We start from the raw sequence: 18138 nt of genomic DNA on the forward strand, positions 1-18138 counted from the left end.
TTTAATCCTTATGTTCTTTTATTCTATCACTTTCATACTTTGGTGTACAATAAAAACGCTTTCCTTCTTCTTTAATAAAATTAACAACATCAGAAACCGACTGAGAAGACGAATAGAAAGAAGCAACATCGCTAACACGTTCTTTAAATGGCTTGCTATGATCAAAAAGCATAGCAACCGCATGACGAAGTGCGTGAATATCTCGACGCTCAAGCCCTGCACGCTTCATACCAATAATATTGAGTCCAGCAAGTTTTGCCTGCACACCAACAGCTGTTCCATAAGGAATCAGATCACCCACCAGTGCAGATACACCGCCGATAAATGCATGATGCCCAACACGAACAAATTGATGAACAGCAGCACCACCACCGATAATCACATAATCACCAACAGTAACATGACCAGCAATCATTGCATTATTAGCAAATGTTACATAATTGCCAACATGACAATCATGAGCGATATGCGCATAACAAAAAAATTGGCAATTATCACCAACAACTGTCATTCCCACACTTGAATCCGAGCCTCTATGCATTGTGACGCCTTCACGAATCGTACAATTCTTACCGATAGAAAGGGTCGTAGCTCCCCCTTTATGTTTATTATTTTGCGGATCTGCCCCCAAAACTGCATGAGAAAATACTTTACTCTTGGCTCCTAACGTTGTCTTTCCCATTATTACAACATGACTTGTCAAACTACATTCATCACCAATAACAGCCTCTGAACTAATATGGCAAAATGGCCCAACGCGTACATTCTCACCAAGCTGCGCTCCCTTCTCCACAAGAGCAGTTGGATGGATTTTCGTACCGGACATTTTTTAATTCCCATCAAATATCATTTATTCTTCTTCAACAATCATCGCAGCAATTTCTGCTTCAGCGACGCGGACATCTTCTACTTTTGCAACACACAAAAAACGCCTCATACCAGATCTCTTTTTCAAAAGCTGAACATGAATTTTAAGCTGATCACCAGGCATAACCGGCTTACGAAATTTCGCATTATCAACCGTCATAAGGTAAACTAAATTTGTTTGCTTATTACCTAAATTTAAAAGTGCTATTGCTCCGGCCGTTTGTGCCATAGCTTCTAAAATCAAAACTCCAGGCATAATAGGTTTTGCGGGAAAATGTCCCGTAAAATGTGGCTCGTTAATCGTTACATTTTTAATACCAATAGCTTCTTGTTCACCATCAATATCAACGATACGATCGATCAATAAAAATGGATAACGGTGTGGTAATATTGATAGAAGTTTTCCAATATCAACAGCCTCTAAATCTCTCATTCCTTCAGTGCTGATCATCTCAGCTCTTCTCCTTTTTAATTTTTCCCATACTGCGCAATGTCGCGACTTCACGAAACCATTGTTTAAATGGTCGCGCTGGACTACCTCCCCATTTTTCACCATCCGGAATGTCATTCATAACAGCACTGCGACCAGCGATCTGAACAGATTTACCTATTACAATATGATCCGATACTCCAACCCCCCCGCCAAGCTGAGACATATCGCCTATCGATGTACTTCCCGCGATTCCACATTGAGCAGCAATAAGGCAATAACGACCAATTTTTACATTGTGGGCAATTTGTACAAGATTATCAATCTTGCTTCCTTCTCCAATAATAGTATCTTGAAATGTTCCTCGATCAATCGTGGTGTTCGCACCAATTTCCACACCATCCTCAATAATAACGCGACCAAGTTGTGGAATTTTCTCGATTCCAGCCCCTCCGCCAACATAACCAAAACCATCTTGCCCAATGCAAACACCAGGATAAAGCTGAACCCTATCACCTATTAAAGAACACTGAATGGTTACTTTAGGACCAATATAGCAGTCACATCCAATACGGCAATTTTCACCGATAACAGCTGTGGATGAAATAAGCGTTCCTGCACCAATCTCAACATTTCGACCGACAACAGCTCCTGCTTCAATACACACATCATGGGCAAATTTAGCCGTTGGATGAATATGTGCATGCGGTGAAATCTCTTTTTGTCCCAACCAAGGCATTGGCTTGACAGAATCAGGAAACAAAATACGACCAATCTGAGCAAAATCACGCTGTGGTGTGGATGTCACCAAAATTGCCATAGTGTCTGGAACTTTAAAAACGATATCATTCGTACAAAAAACAGCAACAGCAGAATTCTCTAGTAGAGCATCAGAAAATTTCCGATGCTCCACAAAAACAAGAGAGCCTTCCACAGCACTCTCAAGCGAAGAAAGAGTATTGATAACCTTATGAGAAAACTCTCGATTAAGAAGCTTTGCACCCGTCAACTCAGCAACATTTGCAACTGTTAATTGCCGGGACGGCGTAAAAAAAAATGTATCCGCCATCAAAACACTTTCTCTCCCAGCTTAAGCTATTCTCTTCAAGTTTTTCCTTCTTAAAATAACTCAAATCAGAACTTCGTAGAAATACCAAAGTTTAATTGCTGCAAACGATCTCCCTCCTGCTTTGTTATTGGCCAAGCATAATCAAAACGCAAAGGACCAAATGGAGAATCCCACATCAAACTCACACCTGCAGATGAGCGCCAAGCTCTTTTGGTATTGGTAACAGGCGGTTCACCCTTAAAAACGGCTTTATAATTATTACCATAGAGCGTAGCAACATCTGCAAATAAAGCACCGCGTAATCCGAATCCTTCGGGCACAACAGGAATGGGAAACTGTACTTCAGCAGTCGCATTCATATATGTCGTCCCACCTAAGAAATAAACTTCACCTTTACTGGAAACCTGACGTGGACCTATTCCATTGTATTTGAACCCTCGGATCATATCAGTATTCGCCTTAAACATATCGAAAATACGAACACCTTCTTTACCTATTTCGTGGATATAACCACCACCAAAGGAAAGCAAACCAACAATATCCCTCTGATCAGAAAGAGTCTTGTACATCATCGCCTTACCCGTGGTCTTCAAGAACTTTGCACTCCCGCCAAGTCCAGCATATTCCTGTAGAAGATGCGCATACCATCCATCATGGGGGTTTCTCATATCATCAATCGTATTATAGGTTAAACCATAACTAATTGATGAACGTTTCCAAGGGCTTTGCTTTGCTGCTTGAACAATCGCACCAGAATATTTCCCATATAATTCTATTATATCACTCTCTTTTTCGAAATCATACTCTCCGCCAAAATCATATTCTTCTTGGACATAAGAATAAGCGACATTCGCAGATAATTGATTATTAATCGGCAACGAAAACCGTAGTGATCCCCCTGTCTGTCGTACATCATAGGCTTTATCAGCACGATAAGTGCTGCGAAAAACATCAACACCAGCTGATAAGCGGTACCCTAAGAAGTAAGGATCAACAAATGATAAATTATAATTACGAGATTTTTCTTGACCCGCTCCTAGTCCCAAACGAACGTACTGACCACGTCCCCCAAGATTACGCTCAGTAACAGAAACTTCAAGTGACATACCAGGGCTTGTTCCCCCTGTTGTATATCCTCCAGAAAGAGAGAGGTCTCCTGTTGAAGCTTCAACAACATCTATCACCAAAATAACTTGGTCGGATTGCTCAGTTGGAACCATTGAAATATTAACGGCTTTGAAAAAACCTAAACTTTCTAGACGACGCTTCGCCCGCTGTAATAAAGTTTGATTGTAAGCATCTCCTTCATTTAAATCAATCTCACGACGAATGACGTAATCACGCGTTTTCTCATTGCCACGTATATCAATACGCTGAATATAAGCACGTGTACCTTGTTCAATATTATATAAAATTGAAATTGTATGATTTGCTAAATTACGGTTTCCCCGTGGTTCAACCTTAGCAAAAGCATATCCCGAATCAGCAACCTTATTATTAATCATAGCAACAGACTGTTCAATATCTTCTGCACTATAAACATGACCTGGCTGGGTTTTAAGCTTGCCCTTCACGGATTGAATGTCAATTCCATCAATATCACTTTCAACCTGAATATCACTAATTTTATAGCGTGGACCTTCATCTAGAACGAAAGAAATTTTATACGTATTGCTTGCAGCATCAAAAGTCGCTTTAGAAGAAACGACACGAAAATCTGCATAACCACGATTATAATAAAAGCGACGTAAAGCTTCTTCATCAGCAGCGAGGCGCTCTTCACTGTAAACATCGCCTCCCAACAACTTCGAAAAAAGTCCTGAAGATTTTGTCGAAATCACATCACGCAACCGGCTACTTGCAAAGATAGTATTTCCCTTAAAAGTAATATTACTAATCTTTGTTTTTTGTCCTTCAACAACATTAAACACCACATTAACACGGCCTTTTCCAAGGTTAATTGTTTGAACGTTAACAGTGATATTATTACGACCAAGTGTTTTATAAGCTTCACGAATTGTATTTATATCAGCAGAAAGCTTAGCAGAATTAAAAGGCTCATTTGGCTTTAAAGAAATAAACCGTTTAAGATCTGGGTCTTTAAAAGATTTATTTCCCTGAAATAATATTTGATTGACAACCTCATATTCTTTTACGAATACAATCAATTTATCACCTACTTGATTTATTTTAACATCATAAAATAAACCTAATTCGAAAAGATTCTTCACAGCATGATCAACATCACCACTGGAAATCCCTTGCCCAGCCTTAATACCCATATTGTCCCGAATCGCCTGAGAACTTACAAACTTATTCCCACGGACCTCAATAGAACGGACTACAGATGCTTGTATTTCTCCAATCGCAGCAATTGACATAAAAACCGTTGCTGGGGCAATCATCCCCATCTTTAACACCAACACAGATGCTGCATTTAAAAACTTTGAATTCGTAGTCATTGGCTTTTTTACCTTACTCTTGTTCCTTGGACATGATGCCTTAAAAAGCTAACTGCCATAACAACCTTTTTACAGTGATACTTTTCATGCCTTAATTACTCATTACAATGTACGACGCCACAATATTTTGCAGACATGGTAAACAACCTTCAATTTGCTTTTGCTATTATTACCCAATTTATAAAGCGTTTTCCATAATTTAATTAGCTAAACCAACAAAAATAATCATTAAGGAAGGCAAAAATTATAAACAGGAGAAGAAAGGAAAAACCTAAACGAAAAAAAATCCCCTGAATTTTAACGGAGATTTTCCTCCCAGTAATGACTTCAATGATATGAAATAAAAGATGCCCACCATCAAGCGGTAAAATCGGAAACAGATTAATAAGCCCAATGCTTATTGAAAGAAAAGCGGACAAATTCAATAAAGAGATAAAACCTGTCTCGCTTACTTTCCAAGCAATCTTAACGGTTCTAGAAGGCCCACTTAGCTGACAACGATCTTCTTTGCCTCCAATTAAACGACTCATAAAAAGAACAGTTTGAGTGGTAATAAACACTGTACGGTTTAATGCTTCTCTTATAGCTGTTACAAAACCATAGCGAATATGTTGTATATAATTTGGATCTAAACGTGCAGAATTATTTAAATCAACAGGAACACCTACACCGATCATAGCACTTTGTGTTCGATTCCCAAATCCATCATCTCGCTCAACAACTTTCGGGGTAATGACCGTTGTAAACACGCGCCCCATGCGTTCTATTTTAAACTCTATCGGTTCTCTTCCATGAAAAGCTACATAATTCATCAAATCTTCAAAACTTTCAACCCGTTGACCATCCATTTCAACAAAACGGTCTCCTAATTTCAAACCGGACTGAATAGCAGGGCTATCTTTTACCAAAGAACCAACAACGGGTTCAATGACAACACGACCATAAATAAAGAAAAAAAACGTTAGAATAACAACAGTAAAAAGAGCATTGAAAAAGGGACCAGCAAAAACAGTTGCTGCTTTTTTCCAAGCACGCGCACTGGCAAATGAACCGTAAACAATCTGAGATGATGAAGATAATAGCGTATCGTTTTTTTCTTCTTCTCCAACAAACTTGACATAACCTCCTAAGGGGATAAGTGATAAACGCCATTTTGTGCCATGCTTATCTGTGTAACTAGCTATTTGTGGTCCAAATCCAAGTGAAAAAACTAACGCTTTAATACCACACCACCGACCAATGAGATAATGCCCAAGTTCGTGCACAAAAATGATAATCATAATGATGACAAAAATACTCAAACTTCTTAAAAGAAGATCACCCATAGTGACCATATGATTTAAAAGTTCCAAAATATCTCTCCCCATTAAATCATACTAAAAAGATTAAAAGGTGCATCCATATCCGACATCAATGAACCAATTAAATAAAGCAGACACGTTGCCCCTACCAATCCATCCATACGATCCATAAAGCCACCATGTCCAGGCAATAAAGAACCGGAGTCTTTAACAGAAAACCTTCTTTTAAGCCATGATTGTCCTAAATCACTCAATTGTGAAACAATTGACAAAACAAGTGTCAGGAGTGGCACAAAAAGACTTGCTAAATTTATATCAAAAAATCCAAAAGCAACCCATATACCACAGAAAACGCCGACAAATGTACCACCAAGTGCTCCTGACCATGTTTTATTAGGAGAAAATTGTGGTGCTAATTTAGGCCCCCCTAATGCATGTCCAATAAAATATCCACCAATGTCAGTTCCCCATACTATCGTAAATAAGAAAATAACAACTTGGAACCCCAGAACTTCATGATCCCGTAAAAAGCATAAAGCCGCAACAGGAAAAGATGCATATAAAAAACCACAAAAAACCCAACCACTGTTTTTTATAGATATAAGAGCCAACACTCCAGCCAATACGATTAAAATACAAAAAACCAATGAAGCAGATACATTCAACACTAAAAAAAAGCCAAAGAGAGAATAAAAAATACTTGCTAATATCTTTTGTAAAATACACCACTTCTCTTGAGTAATATTCATCCACTCAWAAARAAGAAAACCGCCAATACACCATGCAAACAGAAAAAAGGAGGCCCCTCCCAACCATGTTAAATACAAAGCAATAACGCCAAACACAAAAGCTGTTAGAACACGATAAACCAAATTAGACAAAACAACATCCAAACAATAAAAATAGAAAATACAAGCTCTAAAATTGATGCAAGAAAAACTTCCCTACCCAGTATTTTTTTATACTTATGCAAATTTCTCTTATAATTTATCATAAATGATCCAGTTTACCAAGATAGCGCTTATAAGATGAATAATCAATGAAGGCAGATCAAAAATCTTCCCTCTCTAGGTTAATCCTAAAATAAGTTTTCAAATATAAAATGAAAAAGCGGTTATCTGCGCCCCACATAAACTAACTTATATATGTTTTCCTATAAAAGAACCCCTCTATCTAATTCTTCATCATTAAAAAATGAATTATGCCTGATAACATCCATTTGCCCCATTATCCTACGCACAACTTTTATAATGGGCGGTAAGAGTAAGGCATTATTTTTTGCACTATATTATTTTTCCAAACCCACCTTAGAATAGTAGAGTCATCTCTCATAATGTTTCTCATCATGCTGTTAAATAATGTCCTTCAGTAAAGGTGAAAATTCACTCGCAGATTAAAGAATAAACCCTTTTAAATCAATCTCTTCCCTATCAAGACGATAAAATAGCTTCCTGCATCACACCTTGCTATCAGAATGCACATAACCTCCTATTCTTATCCATAAAAATATTACACACTGGAAGTAGAATATTTTTTCTAGCGAAAAAACCGCCTTAAACGTGCATAATTTCAGATTCTTTCACAGCTAAAATTTTATCGATATCAGCAATCGTTTCATCTGTGAGTTTTTGCACTTTTTCGGATAAACTATGGGCTTCATCTTGCCCAATTTCACCATCTTTTTCTAACTTTTTCAAATTGTCCATACCATCACGACGAACATGACGTGTCGCAACACGCGCTTGCTCTGCATAGTGATGCGCAATTTTTACAAGTTCTTTACGACGTTCTTCATTCAACTCAGGTAAAGGAATACGTAAATTCGTACCATCAGTTATGGGATTCAAACCAAGTCCAGAATCGCGAATAGCACGCTCGACAGCTCCTACCATCGTTTTATCCCATACAGCAACGGAAAGCATCCGAGGTTCGGGAACAGAAATATTAGCAACCTGATGAATGTGGACAATAGAACCATAAGATTCAACAGTCAACGGTTCTAATAAACTCGCTGACGCCCGCCCAGTCCGCAAGCCGCCTAATTCATGTTTAAAAGCCGTAATAGCGCCATCCATGCGACGTTTCAGATCATCCATAATTGATGCAACATTCATATTTCTATCTCCTCCAATTGTCCTTTGAAGCTTACCCTTATTCCGATACTATTGTAAAGCGCCCTGTTCCTTTTAAGACCTTAGCTAAACCGCTTTTTTCATGAATGGAATACACAATAATCGGCACGTTATTCTCACGTGCTAAAGTAACCGCCGTTGAATCCATAACTGATAATCCCCATTGCAAAATTTCAACATGTGTTAATTGATCAAAACGCTTAGCCGTAGGATCTATCTTTGGATCGGCTGAATAAATACCATCGACTTGTGTTCCTTTAAGAAGGACATCCGCACCGATTTCTGCTGCACGTAAAGTCGCAGCAGAATCAGTGGTAAAAAATGGATTTCCCGTGCCGCCCGCAAAAATAACAACTTTTCCCTGATTCATATAAGCTATTGCTTTACGTTGCGAGAAACTTTCACAAATTTGTGGCATGGCAATCGCAGAGAGTACAACAGTTTCAACACCTAATTTTGTCAATGATGTTCGCAATGCTAAAGAATTAATAGCTGTTGCAAGCATTCCCATATGATCACCTGTCACGCGATCCCCACCATGCGAAGCAACAGCAACACCACGAAAAATATTTCCCCCACCGATAACAACCGCAACTTCTACCCCCATTGCACGCACTTCTGCAATATCAGCGGCAATACGGTCGACAACAGAAACATCAATGCCAAAACTCTGCCCCCCCATAAGAGCCTCACCAGAAGCCTTTAAAAGAATACGTTTATACGGAAGTGATAATGACATTCATAATCTCCTCAAAAGCATATTTACTGTTTGCTTTTGACACCACGAAGGGCACCACTTTTTTCACGTGACGCCCTCACAACAATTACATTGTTTCCATCAGAGTTTCTAAAACCAATGATGATTTTAAATCTCTGATCAAAAGTTTGCAATAACTAGCCTTTTGCTGCTGCCGCAACCTCTGCAGCAAAATCAGACTCCTCTTTTTCTACACCTTCACCGAGTGCAAAACGAACAAAGCCTGTAATTTTCGCTGGAGCACCAATTGATTTCTCAGCATCCTTTAAAGCAGCCTCAACAGTCATATCAGGATTCATAACAAAAGCTTGAGAAAGCAAAACAACCTCTTCAAAAAACTTACGCATACGCCCTTCAACCATTTTTTCAATGATATTTTCAGGTTTTCCAGACTGACGTGCTTGATCTGAAAAAATTGCTTTTTCACGTTCAACAGCACCAGTATCAACATCTTGTGCTGTAAGCGCTAATGGATTGGTTGCCGCAATATGCATTGCGACCTGCCTGCCAAAAGCAAGAGCAGCTTCTTGATTTCCCGTTGTTTCAATTGCAACCAAAACACCAAGTTTTCCAAGCCCATCAGCCACACTATTGTGTATATAAGTCGCAACAACACCATTCTCAACAGAGAGTTTAGCGGAACGACGAAACGTCATATTTTCGCCAATTGTACCAATTGCGTCTTTAATTGTAAGCTCTACAGTCTTCTCAGAGCCTGGATAAAGAGAAACAGAAACAGATTCAACATCACCTGGCGTATCCAAGCCCGCAGTTGCTACATTGCGCACGATGTCTTGAAATCCATCATTGCGTGCAACAAAATCTGTTTCAGAATTAATCTCGACCAAAACTGCATATGAATCTTTTGATACGACGCCTATTAATCCCTCAGCGGCTGTACGACCAGCCTTTTTATCTGCTTTAGCTATCCCTTTTTTACGAAGCCAATCAACAGCAGCTTCCATATCACCATTGGTTTCTGCCAACGCTGCTTTACAATCCATCATTCCAGCGCCAGATAATTCTCGAAGTTCTTTTACTTGTACAGCAGTAACGCTCATATTTGCCTCTTTATTCTGTAACAGTGAAAGCGTGCATTTTCTGCACGCCTATAACTTTTTCTTTAGACAATAAAAATACCTTAATTAGGCGTTTTATATTACTCAGAAACTGCTGAAACCGCATTTTCCTCCAAAACAGGCTCCACAGGTGCATCAACTTGAGCTCCTAAATCGACACCCATTGCACCTTGCTGACGCGCAATACCATCAAGAGCAGCGCGAGCAAAAAGATCACAATAAAGAGAAATTGCACGTGCAGCATCGTCATTACCTGGTATTGGATGTGTTACATCATCGGGATCACAATTGGTATCAATAATAGCAATCACCGGAATGCCCAAACGTTTTGCTTCTTGGAGCGCAATATTTTCTTTATTTGTATCAATAACAAAGATAAGATCTGGAACAGACCCCATATCTTTAATACCACCAAGCGCACGGTTAAGCTTTTCACGATCACGTTCAAGATTTAAACGTTCCTTTTTGGTAAAACCTTGTGCTTCAGCCGCGAGAATTTTATCAAGCTTCCGCAAACGATGTATTGAATTGGAAATTGTTTTCCAGTTTGTCAGCATACCGCCAAGCCAACGCGCATTAACATAATATTGGGCGGAACGATTTGCTGCATCAGCAATAATTTCCGATGCCTGCCGTTTCGTACCCACAAAGAGAATACGGCCACCACGCGCAACAGTATCTGAAACAAGTTTAAGCGCTTGATGTAAAAGTGGAACGGTCTGAGAAAGATCAATAATATGAATATTATTACGCTGACCATAAATATAGGGGATCATTTTGGGATTCCAGCGATGAGTCTGGTGACCAAAATGCACACCTGCTTCTAAAAGCTGGTGCATAGTAAAATCGGGTAGTGCCATAAATCTTATCCTTTCCGGTTCAACCTCCGCGGAAAAAGCAGGAAAACCTACTACCGGCGGATGCTTGCTAGACTTTTCTCACAGATCATCTATAAACACCCAAACTCCGCGTGTGGAATAGCGCAAACATACTAATATTTGATTCTTTTTCAAGTCATTTTCTTCAATCATTTAATATTCACATTTTTACATTGATCAAGATCTTTTCCAAGTTCAAGAAATTCAAGACTGTTTAATTTTGCACGCACTGAAAAAGTTCCATAATCTATATGAATATCACGCATGACACCATTCTCATGTAAAAGAAAACTGCTTTGATAAATCGGCAATCCATCTTTATTTTCACCATCATCAAAATAAGAGATTGTAACAGGCCAATATTCTTCTTCATCCAATTTTCTCATTTTTTCCGTCTCGCTATCAGATAAAAGGGCCCTCTTTTCCCCGATGACGATACTTTCTTTTGTAACTTTATCTGCTTTGTTTGTCCCATCAAAGACAGTAACATTATAAAAATGATCCCCCGCTTTTGCATGGCGGATAATATTCTTTAGTTGCATCATTGGAAATTCAGCCATTGCAAGCTTATACTCTTTTTCCTTTGGCTTTTTTAAGGTAACTGTAATACCATCTTTCGTTCGCTCCGCGACCCCTTCAGCACGATGTGCAACCTCTTCTCCCTCTTGATCGGTAATATTAAAACGAAATGTGCGGCTATCTCCTGTTTCATAACTCGTCGTCTGCTGATCCGTTAAACGGACCGGCATATCTTCAAGATGAAGACGGCTAATAAAGCGAAAACGTGTGCTATAGCCTTGGCATGCCGAACCAGTAAGCTCGTAAACCATTCGCCCTGACATCCCAGAAATTGCCATTTCATGAGAAACACTATCGAGATGAAAATCATAAATTGCTCGATGAGGCACAATAAAAATAGGTTCTTCCGCTCTCGCCGTACAGAAAAAAACAACATATAAAATTATTATAAATAATGCTCTAATCATTCCCAACTTCCAAACTTTATCCCGGCTGCATAGCATCATACAATAAGGCAAAAAAGGCTAATTTCTCAATTAACCACACATTTCCTTAAATCAAAAAATAGGTTATGCAATAAATATATTATAGAACAGCTATGGAGTTTAAATTATGACCAATGTGATTGAAAAAAACTTAGAAAAATTTGGAATCACTCTTCCAATAGCAATGCAACCCCTTGCTAATTACATCACCACTTCACAAAGTGGCAATCAGCTCTTTATTTCTGGGCAGCTCCCGCTTATAAATGGAAAACTAATAGCCATCGGTAAAGTTGGTGCAGCTGTGAATATCGAACAAGCCAAAAAAGCATCTGAAGCTTGTGCTCTCAATATTCTCGCCCTACTCAAAGCGACTCTGGGTGACCTCAATAGAATAAAACGCGTGGTAAAAATTACTGTTTTTGTGGCGGTCGATTCTCATTTTACCGATATTCCTTTTKTCGCCAATGGAGCTTCTGATCTATTTGTCAATATTCTTGGTGAAATTGGGAAACATGCCCGCTCTGCTATTGGCGTTGCCTCCCTTCCTATGGATGTTCCTGTAGAAGTTGAAGCCATCATAGAAATTTAAATCTTCATTAAAGGTAGTGCGTCTTCTAAAGATAATTGAAGTCAAAATATTTTTTTGTCTTACACTCTGATAAACCTTGCATTTTTCCGTTTTGAAATTAGAATTCTAAACTGACAATAAAAGGAAATATTTGTATGAAACAAGCTTATGACAATAACAATATTTTTGCTAAATTAATTCGTAATGAAATCCCTTCTGTTCGTGTTTACGAAGATGATGATGTTATTGGATTCTTGGATATCATGCCACAAGCACCAGGTCATACGCTGGTCATACCTAAAAAAGGCTCTAGAAACTTACTTGATGCCGATACTGAAACATTATTTCCTGTTATTAAAGCGGTTCAAAAAATCGCTAATGCTGTCAAAAAAGCCTTTCAAGCAGATGGCATAACGATCATGCAATTGAATGAAGCGGCTAGTCAACAAACCGTTTATCACCTCCATTTCCATATTATACCACGTATGGAAGGAATCGAACTTACCTCTCACAATGAGGTGATAACGCCTATAGAAATACTTGAAGAGAATGCCAAAAAAATTCGTGCTGCCTTGTAACATGTTCTTAAGATATTGTGCTTTTCTTTCCTACATGTTTTTTTGTAAAATTTTTTATTTTATTTTTCTTTGAGCCAACAGATAGATCGGAAGAAGAAATTTTTAACTGTAATCTTTCTTTGTCGCCATTTGATTTTTGTGTCAATACGCGAACGATGCCGCCATTGCGTAACTTTCCAAATAGAATTTCATCCGCTAATGGCTTTTTAATATATTCTTGTATAACATGGCCTAATGGGCGTGCTCCCATCTGAGAATCATATCCTTTTTTGGAAAGCCATAAAATTGCAGAAGGACTTAATTCAAAACAGATTCCTCGATCAGCCAATTGTGCTTCAAGTTGAAAAATAAATTTTTGTACGATCTGATTGATGGTTAAGTGAGATAAAGGCGCAAATGGAATAATTGCATCTAACCGATTACGAAATTCTGGTGTAAATAACCGATTGATTGCCTCTATATCCTCACCATCACGATGGGCTTTCCCAAATCCAATAGCTGATTTTGCCATATCTGAAGCACCAGCATTGGTTGTCATAATCAAGATAATATTGCGGAAATCAATTTTCTTACCGTTATGGTCTGTTAATCGACCATAATCCATAACCTGCAATAAAATATTAAATAACTCTGGATGGGCTTTCTCAATCTCATCGAGCAATAGGACTGCGTGAGGCTTCTGATCAACTGCATCTGTAAGGAGACCTCCTTGATCAAACCCTATGTAGCCTGGAGGAGCCCCAATTAAGCGCGCTACCGTATGGCGTTCCATATATTCTGACATATCAAAACGTAAGAGTTCAATGCCTAAAGATGCTGCAAGCTGTTTTGCAACTTCAGTTTTTCCAACACCTGTTGGTCCTGAAAATAAATAACTTCCTATTGGTTTCTCTGGCTCGCGTAAACCTGCTCGCGCCAATTTTATGGATGAAACTAAAACGGAAATTGCCTGATCTTGCCCATAAACAACATGCTTGAGTTCTCTTTCAAGCTTACTCAATATCTTCTGATCATTTCGCGAAACTGTTTTAGGTGGAATCCTTGCAATTGTAGCAACGGTTGCTTCAATTTCTTTAACACCTATCGTTTTTTTGCGCTGTTTTTGTGGCAAAAGCTTTTGCGCTGCGCCACTTTCATCAATAATATCAATTGCTTTGTCAGGTAATCTACGATCAACCATATAGCGTGAAGATAATTCTACGGATGCCTTCATCGCCTGATCTGTATATTTGATCTGATGAAAATCTTCAAAGTAAGGTTTCATCCCCTGCAAAATCTTAATCGCATCAGGAACAGAAGGTTCATTAATATCAATCTTCTGAAAACGGCGCTCTAAAGCACGGTCTTGTTCAAAGAATTTTCGATATTCTCTGTAAGTTGTTGACCCAATACATCGCATAGTTCCAGAAGATAATGCAGGTTTTAAAAGATTTGCTGCATCCATATTTCCCCCTAATGTTGCCCCTGTACCAATTAAGGTATGAATTTCATCGATAAATAAAATAGCATCTGGATACAGCTCAAACTCTTTAATAACTTGCTTTAATCGTTCTTCAAAATCACCGCGATAACGTGTACCAGCAACAAGCCCCCCCATATCAAGAGAAAATATCGTTGCATTTGATAAAACTTCAGGCACTTGCCCATCAACAATACGCTTTGCCAATCCCTCAATGATAGCAGTTTTTCCTACTCCAGGATCACCAACCAAAAGCGGATTATTTTTTGATCTTCGACATAAAATCTGAATCATGCGTGAAATTTCTTTTTCACGGCCAATTAATAAATCAATTTGCCCATTTTGTGCTTTACAATTGAGATCAACACAATAACTCGTTAAAGCACTTGTTACCCTTTCACCATTGTCTGAAATCTGCTGATCTAATTGCTCTTCAAGTCCTTCAAGTAACATGGATAATCCATCATCACGCGTAATACCATGTGAAATAAAACGTACAGCATCATAGCGTGTCATTCCCATCTCTTGAAGAAAATAGGCTGCATGGCTTTCACGTTCAGAAAAAATTGCAACAAGAACATTTGCCCCTGATACTTCATCCTTTCCAGCAGATTGCGCATGGATTACTGCACGTTGGATAACACGCTGGAAAAAAGCTGTAGGCTTTGTATCCTCATCAGCTCTAATCTGTTCATCTAACTCTGAGCGAAGATAATTGGTTAAACGCTCGCGTAATTCCTCCACATCTACTTGGCATGCCTGAATAACAGAATTTGCATCAGCATCATCTAACAGCGCAAGGAGAAGATGCTCTAATGTTGCATATTCATGCCGAGCTTGAGTGGCAATTGTTAATGCACGATGCAAAACCTCTTCAAGACTAGGTGTAAAAGATGGCATAACTCCTCACTTCCATTCCATTACGCATTGTAATGGATGTTCATTTTGACGTGCACACTCCCTCACTTGTACGATTTTCATTTCAGCTATTTCATAGGTATAAACTCCACATTCGCCTACCCCATTGTGATGAACATTTAACATAATCCGCGTTGCCTCTTCGAAACTTTTTTTAAAAAAGTTCTTCAAAACGAAAACAACAAAATCCATGGGTGTGTAATCATCATTAAATAAAAGAACGCGATATAATTTAGGTTTTTGGAATTTTACTCTAGTCTTAGGTATTATAACTGCACCATGCCTATCTTCAGCCCAATTCTTGCCCTTTTCATTATGTATAATGCGAAGTATAGAGTTTATTATGAGTGTTTGTCCCATTATCATTTTCCATGTAGCAAATTTTTTATTAATTTTAAGTTCTTTCAAAACTATTGCAATACCTCTTTCGTATAAAAAAACAGATAAAGACTTTTCCCCTATGGTTAGATTGAAGTCCCTCATAAAATAACTTCTGTAAATAAATTAGTAATACCATTCTTCTAAACTGCGTCAACACGTTACAGAAAAGGAAGCTTTATAGAAGTTTTTCAGGGTTAATGGAGAAATAGGATACTGCAAGTGTATATTAACAATCAAAAAATTATGCGCTGCTATAAAAAGATAGCAATTTCTTTCGTTATGTTAACTTTTTCTTACTGTTGGGCATCAGCAACACCTCAAGGAGCCTATCCTGATAAGTATGCGGCTATTGTTATAGATGCAACAACCGGAAAAACTCTCTTTCAAGCTAATGCAACACTGAAACGTTATCCTGCTTCTTTAACAAAAATAATGACAGTGTACCTACTGTTTGAAGCTATGCAGATGCGTCGTGTGACACCCAATACTCCAATTCCTGTTTCACATTATGCAGCAATGCGTCCACCAACAAAAATTGGATTTAAAGCAGGCCAAACAATTTCTGCAGAAGCAGCCGCTAAAGCACTCATTACAAGATCTGCAAATGATGTTGCTACAGCCATTGCTGAATATCTTGGAGGGAGTGAAAAAAATTTCGCTCGGATGATGACAGCAAAAGCGCGTAAACTTGGTATGAAACATACACATTTTGCCAATGCTTCAGGACTTCCGGATGTGCATAATTATTCTACGGCACAAGATATAGCCACTTTGTCATTAGCACTCCGTAAACATTTTCCAAAACAATATAAATTGTTCAAAATAAAAAGTTTTAATTTCCGAGGGCATACGATTAACAGCCACAATAATCTCGTCAAAATAATGAAAGGTGTCGATGGAATTAAAACAGGTTACACACAAATGTCAGGTTCTAATTTAGCAACGTCGATGCGTCTTGAGGGGCGCTCTATTGTTGCTGTTGTTATGGGAGGAAAATCATCTACTGCACGTGATGAGCACATGGCTAGCTTATTAAATAAATATTTGCCCCAAGCAAGCCAAATGAAAAGTGGAGAACGTTTAATGGCTTCTGTACACTATCACTTACCCACTGGCGCAAAAACGCCTATACCAACCATTAAAGCTAATTTAAGTGATTTTGATGATGACACTTCGGCTATGTTGACAGCATTTGCAGAACAACCTAAAAACTCCAATGTCGCAATAACGGCTGTAAATAGGGTAATTGTACCAATACCTAACCCTCAAAAAGCTATACCGGTTGAGACTCATAAAATTGTAAACGTTTCTTTGTCCACAAATGCCGGATGGGCTATCCAAATTGGTTCTCTTCCTAGTGAAAAACAAGCAAACACTCTGCTTTTAAAAGCAAAAGATACAGCTTTTTCTACTTTAAAGAATGCTTCTTCACATATGCAACTGTTTGAAAAAAATGGGCAGCGTTATTACCGAGCTCGGTTCACAGGATTTCAATCAAAAAAAGAAGCATTTGATGTTTGTTCTACATTAAAGAAAGCAAATTTTAACTGCTATACTGTAGCCTACTAAAAGTTTTTGAATTCTGCGTTAAGGATAGTATTATGACAGATAATGCTTTTGCTTCATTCCATGAAAAAGAAAAATTATTGAAGCAATCATCCCTCCTTTCATTGCGTTCTCTTCACGAAGCTGCAGTAAAACTTACCAGTTTAAAATATAATTCGACTGCATTAGATACACAATCTCTTGTTAATCTTCTCATTTGCCAAACAATGCGCAATCGCCGTCTCATGATGCCTCCTGTACGCATTCATTTACGTGTTGCGAGTCAAACTGGTAATGTCCCTATCAAAATTCGTCTCGGAGCAACAAATATTTAATTCTACAAAGCTTTTTTAAAAGAATTATTCTATTATTGCACCCTTATCTAGAGTCTCAGAAAATCCTTTGATAGACATACTTCTTTCTTAAGTCGTGGGAATTGTCGATGGCTTTTTCAATTATCCAATATCTTTAAGCTTCCAATCAAACTCTTTTCTAAGGAGACAAAGAATACCAAATATTTTCCATTTTTTGATTTAATAGTAAAAATTGTCCTTGATATCTTTCTGGAAAAAATGAACCCAGCATAGAATGAAAGCTTATCACTTTAGAGGCTATTATAAAAGTGCAATAAAGAAAATCCCTCTTAATAACGATTTGCTCTACAACATAAACGTTGTAAAAAATAATCTAAGTTCTTCTATTTCTTTCAA

Annotated in this window: 17 protein-coding genes; 4 read left to right on the forward strand and 13 right to left on the reverse strand. The window is 38.2% G+C overall.

All coding sequences use genetic code 11. The annotated features are described in order from the left end of the window. Position 1: 1 nt before the first annotated feature. The 11 genes from lpxA to HWX04_RS03220 all read right to left on the reverse strand — a co-directional run bounded on the left by lpxA (position 2) and on the right by HWX04_RS03220 (position 11961). Positions 2-826 (reverse strand): acyl-ACP--UDP-N-acetylglucosamine O-acyltransferase, encoded by an 825-nt coding sequence (lpxA, locus tag HWX04_RS03170; protein WP_175868774.1) that lies wholly within the window; start codon positions 824-826, stop codon positions 2-4. Positions 827-850: 24 nt separating this feature from the next. Then, positions 851-1318: a 3-hydroxyacyl-ACP dehydratase FabZ gene (gene fabZ / locus HWX04_RS03175; protein WP_175868775.1), complete on the reverse strand. Its 468-nt coding sequence runs from the start codon at positions 1316-1318 to the stop codon at positions 851-853. Position 1319: 1 nt separating this feature from the next. Next, a complete protein-coding gene (gene lpxD, locus HWX04_RS03180; protein WP_175868776.1) occupies positions 1320-2366 on the reverse strand; it encodes a UDP-3-O-(3-hydroxymyristoyl)glucosamine N-acyltransferase in 1047 nt (348 codons plus the stop codon). A gap of 65 nt (positions 2367-2431) precedes the next feature. Next, entirely contained in the window at positions 2432-4828 is a 2397-nt protein-coding gene (bamA, locus tag HWX04_RS03185; RefSeq protein ID WP_175868777.1) for an outer membrane protein assembly factor BamA, read from the reverse strand. A 203-nt stretch (positions 4829-5031) separates the two neighbouring features. Next, complete coding sequence (locus HWX04_RS03190; RefSeq protein ID WP_175868778.1) at positions 5032-6180, reverse strand: M50 family metallopeptidase; 1149 nt, start codon at positions 6178-6180, stop codon at positions 5032-5034. 14 nt (positions 6181-6194) lie between these two features. Further along, positions 6195-7010, reverse strand: coding sequence for a phosphatidate cytidylyltransferase (locus HWX04_RS03195; protein ID WP_175868779.1), 816 nt, complete (start codon positions 7008-7010; stop codon positions 6195-6197). 672 nt (positions 7011-7682) lie between these two features. Further along, positions 7683-8243: a ribosome recycling factor gene (gene frr / locus HWX04_RS03200; protein ID WP_175868780.1), complete on the reverse strand. Its 561-nt coding sequence runs from the start codon at positions 8241-8243 to the stop codon at positions 7683-7685. 37 nt (positions 8244-8280) lie between these two features. Next, positions 8281-9000, reverse strand: coding sequence for a UMP kinase (pyrH, locus tag HWX04_RS03205; RefSeq protein ID WP_175868781.1), 720 nt, complete (start codon positions 8998-9000; stop codon positions 8281-8283). Between the two features lie 155 nt (positions 9001-9155). After that, complete coding sequence (tsf, locus tag HWX04_RS03210) at positions 9156-10079, reverse strand: translation elongation factor Ts (protein WP_175868782.1); 924 nt, start codon at positions 10077-10079, stop codon at positions 9156-9158. A gap of 98 nt (positions 10080-10177) precedes the next feature. Further along, positions 10178-10957, reverse strand: a complete 780-nt coding sequence (rpsB, locus tag HWX04_RS03215) for a 30S ribosomal protein S2 (protein WP_175868783.1) — start codon at positions 10955-10957, stop codon at positions 10178-10180. A 167-nt stretch (positions 10958-11124) separates the two neighbouring features. Then, a complete protein-coding gene (locus HWX04_RS03220) occupies positions 11125-11961 on the reverse strand; it encodes a cell envelope integrity EipB family protein (protein ID WP_175868784.1) in 837 nt (278 codons plus the stop codon). 145 nt (positions 11962-12106) lie between these two features. On the opposite strand from HWX04_RS03220, the gene HWX04_RS03225 reads away from it, so the two are divergent. Both HWX04_RS03225 and HWX04_RS03230 read left to right on the forward strand, forming a co-directional pair. Continuing rightward, positions 12107-12568 (forward strand): RidA family protein, encoded by a 462-nt coding sequence (locus tag HWX04_RS03225; RefSeq protein ID WP_175868785.1) that lies wholly within the window; start codon positions 12107-12109, stop codon positions 12566-12568. Between the two features lie 134 nt (positions 12569-12702). Next, entirely contained in the window at positions 12703-13125 is a 423-nt protein-coding gene (locus HWX04_RS03230; RefSeq protein ID WP_175868786.1) for an HIT family protein, read from the forward strand. 7 nt (positions 13126-13132) lie between these two features. Here the strand turns inward: HWX04_RS03230 and clpA are convergent, their stop codons facing one another. Then, on the reverse strand, positions 13133-15484 hold the full coding sequence (gene clpA / locus HWX04_RS03235; RefSeq protein WP_175868787.1) for an ATP-dependent Clp protease ATP-binding subunit ClpA: 2352 nt from the start codon (positions 15482-15484) through the stop codon (positions 13133-13135). A gap of 6 nt (positions 15485-15490) precedes the next feature. After that, entirely contained in the window at positions 15491-15862 is a 372-nt protein-coding gene (gene clpS, locus HWX04_RS03240) for an ATP-dependent Clp protease adapter ClpS (protein WP_175868800.1), read from the reverse strand. A 240-nt stretch (positions 15863-16102) separates the two neighbouring features. Here clpS and HWX04_RS03245 point away from each other — a divergent pair, with 240 nt between their 5' ends. Both HWX04_RS03245 and HWX04_RS03250 read left to right on the forward strand, forming a co-directional pair. Further along, a complete protein-coding gene (locus tag HWX04_RS03245; protein ID WP_175868788.1) occupies positions 16103-17452 on the forward strand; it encodes a D-alanyl-D-alanine carboxypeptidase in 1350 nt (449 codons plus the stop codon). Positions 17453-17484: 32 nt separating this feature from the next. Beyond that, positions 17485-17763, forward strand: a complete 279-nt coding sequence (locus HWX04_RS03250) for a hypothetical protein (protein WP_175868789.1) — start codon at positions 17485-17487, stop codon at positions 17761-17763. Positions 17764-18138: the final 375 nt, after the last annotated feature.

Source organism: Bartonella gabonensis (assembly GCF_903679515.1).
Classification (GTDB): Bacteria; Pseudomonadota; Alphaproteobacteria; order Rhizobiales; family Rhizobiaceae; genus Bartonella; species Bartonella gabonensis.

Coding starts and splice junctions, on each gene's coding strand:
- lpxD (WP_175868776.1), bottom strand. CDS start 2,366: ATGGCGGATACATTTTTTTTTACGCCGTCCCGGCAATTAACAGTTGCA.
- clpS (WP_175868800.1), bottom strand. CDS start 15,862: ATGGGACAAACACTCATAATAAACTCTATACTTCGCATTATACATAAT.
- HWX04_RS03250 (WP_175868789.1), top strand. CDS start 17,485: ATGACAGATAATGCTTTTGCTTCATTCCATGAAAAAGAAAAATTATTG.
- lpxA (WP_175868774.1), bottom strand. CDS start 826: ATGTCCGGTACGAAAATCCATCCAACTGCTCTTGTGGAGAAGGGAGCG.
- clpA (WP_175868787.1), bottom strand. CDS start 15,484: ATGCCATCTTTTACACCTAGTCTTGAAGAGGTTTTGCATCGTGCATTA.
- pyrH (WP_175868781.1), bottom strand. CDS start 9,000: ATGTCATTATCACTTCCGTATAAACGTATTCTTTTAAAGGCTTCTGGT.
- bamA (WP_175868777.1), bottom strand. CDS start 4,828: ATGACTACGAATTCAAAGTTTTTAAATGCAGCATCTGTGTTGGTGTTA.
- fabZ (WP_175868775.1), bottom strand. CDS start 1,318: ATGATCAGCACTGAAGGAATGAGAGATTTAGAGGCTGTTGATATTGGA.
- tsf (WP_175868782.1), bottom strand. CDS start 10,079: ATGAGCGTTACTGCTGTACAAGTAAAAGAACTTCGAGAATTATCTGGC.
- frr (WP_175868780.1), bottom strand. CDS start 8,243: ATGAATGTTGCATCAATTATGGATGATCTGAAACGTCGCATGGATGGC.
- HWX04_RS03220 (WP_175868784.1), bottom strand. CDS start 11,961: ATGATTAGAGCATTATTTATAATAATTTTATATGTTGTTTTTTTCTGT.
- HWX04_RS03230 (WP_175868786.1), top strand. CDS start 12,703: ATGAAACAAGCTTATGACAATAACAATATTTTTGCTAAATTAATTCGT.
- rpsB (WP_175868783.1), bottom strand. CDS start 10,957: ATGGCACTACCCGATTTTACTATGCACCAGCTTTTAGAAGCAGGTGTG.